Here is a 4,502-nt window from a genome sequence, read left to right on the forward strand (position 1 = left end):
GGAGGGCCGTGGCCGCCGTCAGGCGGGCGCGGCGGGCCTCGTCGGTCAGGCCCTCGGCGGACAGCTGGTCGGCCAGTGCCAGCGCCCGGGTCGCGGCGCCGCGGGTGCGGCCCTCGCCGATCGCCGCCGCCAGGCCCACGTGGGTGGCGAGCAGGGCCCAGCCGGTCGCGCCGCGGCCGGTGAAGCGGCGGCGGGCGCGGGCGGCCAGCGACCGGGCGTCCGGCCAGCGCTCCTCGAGCAGGGCCAGCTCGGCCCGGCTCAGCTCGGCCTCGGCCAGGTCCTGGCGGCGGCTGTCCGCGGCGAACAGCTCCGCCGCCCGGGACAGGTCGCGGTCGGCGTCGCCGAACAGGCCCGCGGCGACCAGGACCTGGGCGCGGTCGGCGTGGTAGACGCCGGCGAACACCCGGGACTGGCTCGACAGCAGGTGGCGCACGCCGTCCATCACACGCAGCGCCGTCGGCAGGTCGCCGGAGAGCATGCACAGGTAGCCGTGGTTGTGCGCCGCCTTCGCCGCGATGACCTCCAGGCCGTGCCGGCGGGCCAGGTCGGCGCAGCGGGCGAAGTCGGCCCGGGCCGCCGCGTGGCGGCCCCGGCGCATGTGGACCAGGCCGCGGTTGATCAGGTTGCGGCAGAGGATCTCCGGCTCGTCCTCGTCGAGCAGGCCCACCGCCCGGTCGAACACGGCCGCCGCCTCGGCCAGCAGCCCGGCCCGCTGCAACAGCAGGCCGCGCTGGCTGGCCGCCCGGCCGCGCAGCCGGCGCGGCAGGCCGGGCAGGGCATCGGTGCGGTCGAGCAGCTCGATGCCCGCGGCCGGCCCGCGGCGCTCGGCCTCGTGGTAGGCGAGGGTGATCAGGACGCCGGCGAGCTCCTCGGGGGTGGCGTCCAGCGCCAGCGCCCGGTGCAGCAGCCGGCGGGCCGCGGCGTGCCGGCCCCGCTCGGTCTCCGTCTGCGCGCGCTGATGCAGTTCCGCGGCCGTGACGCCACCCACGGTGCCATTGTGGTGGCCCGCGGTGGCGACGGGTCAAGCATCGGGGCTCAAGAACGGGTACGGCGCCCATTTCAGCACGATCGGTACCGTCTTGCGCAGCGCCGCCTGCCCCTTCGGGCTCTTGTCGCCGAGCCGCCGGATGCCGCTGCGGTCCAGGTGCAGCAGCGCGGCGGCGATGCGGCCGGCCATGACCGGGGTCGCGTACGAGGTACCGGAGGCGACCGCGAAGCCCGACCTGAAGGAGTCCCCGTCGACGGTCGAGCGCGGCTGCCCGGACGGGTCGAGCGTGCGCACCGCGGACTGCAGGCTGTTCTGCAGCGTGGTCGGCATCGTGCTCACCACCGCCGCGCCGCGCTGCCAGGCGATGACCCACGGGCCGCCGTTGCTGAACAGCGCCACCGAGCGGCCGTCGGGGTTCAGCGCGCCGGTGCTGACCAGCAGCGACGGCTCGTCCTGGGGGCAGGTCGGCTTGGCCCACTGCTGACCGGCGAACGCGGCGGGGTACATCTCCCGGGTCGTGCCGTCGTTGCCGGCCGCCGCGACCACGACGACGCCGCGCCGGCTCAGCTCGCGGATCGGCGCCAGGACCAGCGGATCCCAGTCGGTCGCGTCCTTCGCGGACTCGTGGTAGTACCCCATGGAGATCGAGACGACGTCGATGCGCTGGCCCTGGTCCATCAGGATGGCCAGCTCCTCCAGCGCCAGGATCAGGTCGTGCTCGGCGATGAACCCGTTGGACCGCACGATCGGCAGCGACAGGATGTCGGCGTCGGGGCAGGCCATGTGGATCAGCCCGCAGATGAACGTGCCGTGCCCGGCGAGCGGGTCGCGGCGGCCGTCGAGCGGGCCGCTGATGTCGCCGAAGTACTCGCCGAGTGGGTTGATCTCCTCCGGCGCCGGCCGGTTCGGGCGCCGCTGCAGGGTCCGGTGCGTCACGATCTTGTCGAGCCACGGATGCGGGCCGCAGCCGGTGTCGATCACCGCGACGACCGGCCGCCGGTGGCCCTTCGGCACGGACTGGCGGGCCGGCGGCGCGATGGTGAGGGCGACCGGGCGCGGGCCGGCGTAGGCGAGGTCGGCGTAGAGGCCCTCCTCGCCGTAGGGCTGCGGCGAGTCGTACGGCTGGGGCGAGTCGTACGGCAGCGGCACGTTCTGCCGGCCGACGAACAGCAGGTGGTTGAGCTGGATGTCGCGCAGCGCCTCGCGCTGCTCGACGCCGTCGGCCAGGGCCGCGGCGCGCTGGCGGACCTGCCAGGCGTCGACCGTCGCCGCCGACTGCGGCACGAACCGCAGCAGCGCCGTGCCGCTCGGGCCGGCGGTCTCGACCGGCACGGTCGCCAGGCCGAGGTCGGCCGCGGCGGCCTGGACGAGCTGCCGGGCGACCGGGTTGCCGGCCGCGACCAGCAGCTGGTCGCCGGCGTACACGGCCGGGCGGATGACCTGGTCCGGCAGCCGCGTCGCGGTCACCGGGTCGAGCACCCGGGCGCCGCCGCGGGCGAGGCGCCCGGCGGAGGGGAACACCGGGTCGATGTCGCCGCGGGGGCGGTCCTGGGGGTGGTCACGGTGGAACTGCACCATGTGCCTGCACTCCAATACGGTGGTTACAGGGTGAACGCGGGCGTGATCACGGGGCGGCCCAGCCGGGTCGCCGCGGGCTCGACGACCAGGTGGACGAGCCCCTCGGGGATGCGGCCGAACGCGAAGCGGCCGTCGTCGTCGGCGTCGGCCTCGTGGACGACGTCGCGGGTGTGCAGCTGGACGCGCAGCGCCGCGGCCGGGGTCAGCCAGCCGTCGAGGCGCCGGTGCCGGCCGTCGGCGGAGACGGTCACCATGACCGTCAGCTCCGAGGACGTGAACGAGATGGTCGAGGCGCGCTCCGCGGCACCGGTGCCCCGGGCCCCGGCGCCGGCCGGCATCCGCTGCAGGGCCATGACCTCGACGTCGAGGTCCTCCAGCGCGAGCCGGAACAGCACCCGCTCGGCGAGGTCGCCGGGGATCGGGTCGAGCCGCTGCCACATCCCCCGGAGCCGGTCCATCAGCAGCTGTTCGGCGGGGGTCATGGTGTGCTCCATTCGGGGTCGTCGTCGAGCCGGCGGCGCAGCTTGTCCAGGCAGCGGCTGCGGGTCGGGCCGATCGCGCCGACCGGCATCGCGAGCTCCGCCGACAGCGTCGCGTAGCCCGGCCGGTCGGCGAACGCGATGATCCGCAGCAGCCGGCGGCAGCGGTCCGGCAGCGTCGCCACGTGCCGCCACAGCCGCCGCGCCTCGTCGCCGGTGAGCACCTCCGGCTCCGGCCCGGCGGCCGGCGGCGTCAGGTCGTCCACTGTGGACATCTCAACCGGCTGCTCGTGGCGGCCCTGGCCGGCCACCCGCCACGCCTCGCGCCGGGCGGTGAGCGTGATCCACCGCCACACGGCCTCCGGCTCGCGGATCCGGCCGGCGCCGCGCACCAGCGCCAGCCAGGTCGACTGGATGGTGTCCTCGGCCGAGTCGCGGTCCAGGCCGTAGCCGCGCACGATCTGCCACAGCGCCGGGGTGAGCAGGCGGACGAGCCGGTCGAGGCCGGCCGGGTCGCCGTCGTCGCGCCACGCGACGAACGCGTCGGTGGCGTCGACCCACGGGGTGGCGCTGTCCGCCGCCGGCACCGTCATCCGGTCCTCCTCCTGCGCGCCCGACCTGGAGTTTTACCTTCAAGAGGGAGCGCGGGGCGGCCTGATACGCGCCGGCCAGGATTTTTTACGGCGCGCGCAGCTCCACGAGGGTGACGTCGGGCGGCGCGCCGACCCGGACGGGTGGTCCCCAGAAGCCGGCGCCGTTCGTCACGAAGACCGGCATCCCCCCGACCGTCCCCAGCCCGCTCACGATCGGCTGCGACGCCGCCACGACGCGACCGAACGGCCACAGCTGCCCGCCGTGCGTGTGCCCGGACAGCTGCAGGCCGACGCCCCGCCGGGCCGCCTCGACGGCCTGGACCGGCTGGTGGGCGAGCAGGACGGTGGGCCGGGCCGGGTCGCGGCCGCCGAGCGCGCGGTCGTAGTCGGGCGGATCGCCGACCGTGCCGCCGGTGGCGTCGTTGACGCCGGCGAGGTACAACTCGTCCAGCTCGACCCGCTCGTTGCGCAGGACCCGCAGGCCCAGCTCGCCGACCTCCTCGATCCAGGCCTCGTGGCCCGAGAAGTACTCGTGGTTGCCGGTGACGAAGTAGGCGTTGCGCAGGTCGCGCAGCGGTTCCACGGCGGATCCGAGGGTGTCCACGGTACCGTCGACAAGATCACCGACGATCGCGACCACGTCGGCGCCGAGCGCGTCGACCGCCCGCACGACCCGTTCGGTGTGGCTCCGGCCGCGCAGCGGGCCGAGGTGGATGTCGGAGACCAGCGCGATCCTGAACCCGTCCAGGCGGCGGGGGAGCCGGGCGAGGGGGATCTGGACCCGCCGGGTGCGGGGCGGCCCGAGCGCGCTCGCCATCCCGGCGCCGGTGACGGCCGCGGCGGCGAGCCCGGCGGTGATCGCCG

The 4,502-nt window shown here is 75.8% G+C and carries 4 protein-coding genes and 1 pseudogene; all 5 read right to left on the minus strand.

Translation table 11 applies throughout. The features are described 5' to 3' along the window. Nucleotides 1-988 (minus strand): annotated as a pseudogene (locus tag ABZS66_RS60680) (hypothetical protein); the annotation flags it as partial. A 33-nt stretch (nucleotides 989-1,021) separates the two neighbouring features. After that, nucleotides 1,022-2,566 (minus strand): S8 family serine peptidase, encoded by a 1,545-nt coding sequence (locus ABZS66_RS60685; protein WP_354773942.1) that lies wholly within the window; start codon nucleotides 2,564-2,566, stop codon nucleotides 1,022-1,024. 23 nt (nucleotides 2,567-2,589) lie between these two features. Next, on the minus strand, nucleotides 2,590-3,048 hold the full coding sequence (locus tag ABZS66_RS60690; RefSeq protein WP_354773944.1) for a hypothetical protein: 459 nt from the start codon (nucleotides 3,046-3,048) through the stop codon (nucleotides 2,590-2,592). Next, nucleotides 3,045-3,638 (minus strand): sigma-70 family RNA polymerase sigma factor, encoded by a 594-nt coding sequence (locus tag ABZS66_RS60695; protein ID WP_354773946.1) that lies wholly within the window; start codon nucleotides 3,636-3,638, stop codon nucleotides 3,045-3,047. The genes ABZS66_RS60690 and ABZS66_RS60695 overlap by 4 nt, the downstream gene beginning before the upstream one ends. 85 nt (nucleotides 3,639-3,723) lie before the next feature. After that, nucleotides 3,724-4,502, minus strand: a 779-nt coding sequence (locus tag ABZS66_RS60700) for a metallophosphoesterase (protein ID WP_354773948.1), incomplete at its 5' end; no start/stop codon positions are given.

It is taken from the genome of Dactylosporangium sp. NPDC005572, from assembly GCF_040605515.1.
Lineage (GTDB): Bacteria > Actinomycetota > Actinomycetes > Mycobacteriales > Micromonosporaceae > Dactylosporangium.

Excerpts from the sequence above, each read along its gene's own strand:
- ABZS66_RS60685 (WP_354773942.1), bottom strand. The coding sequence starts at position 2,566 with ATGGTGCAGTTCCACCGTGACCACCCCCAGGACCGCCCCCGCGGCGAC.
- ABZS66_RS60695 (WP_354773946.1), bottom strand. The coding sequence starts at position 3,638 with ATGACGGTGCCGGCGGCGGACAGCGCCACCCCGTGGGTCGACGCCACC.
- ABZS66_RS60690 (WP_354773944.1), bottom strand. The coding sequence starts at position 3,048 with ATGACCCCCGCCGAACAGCTGCTGATGGACCGGCTCCGGGGGATGTGG.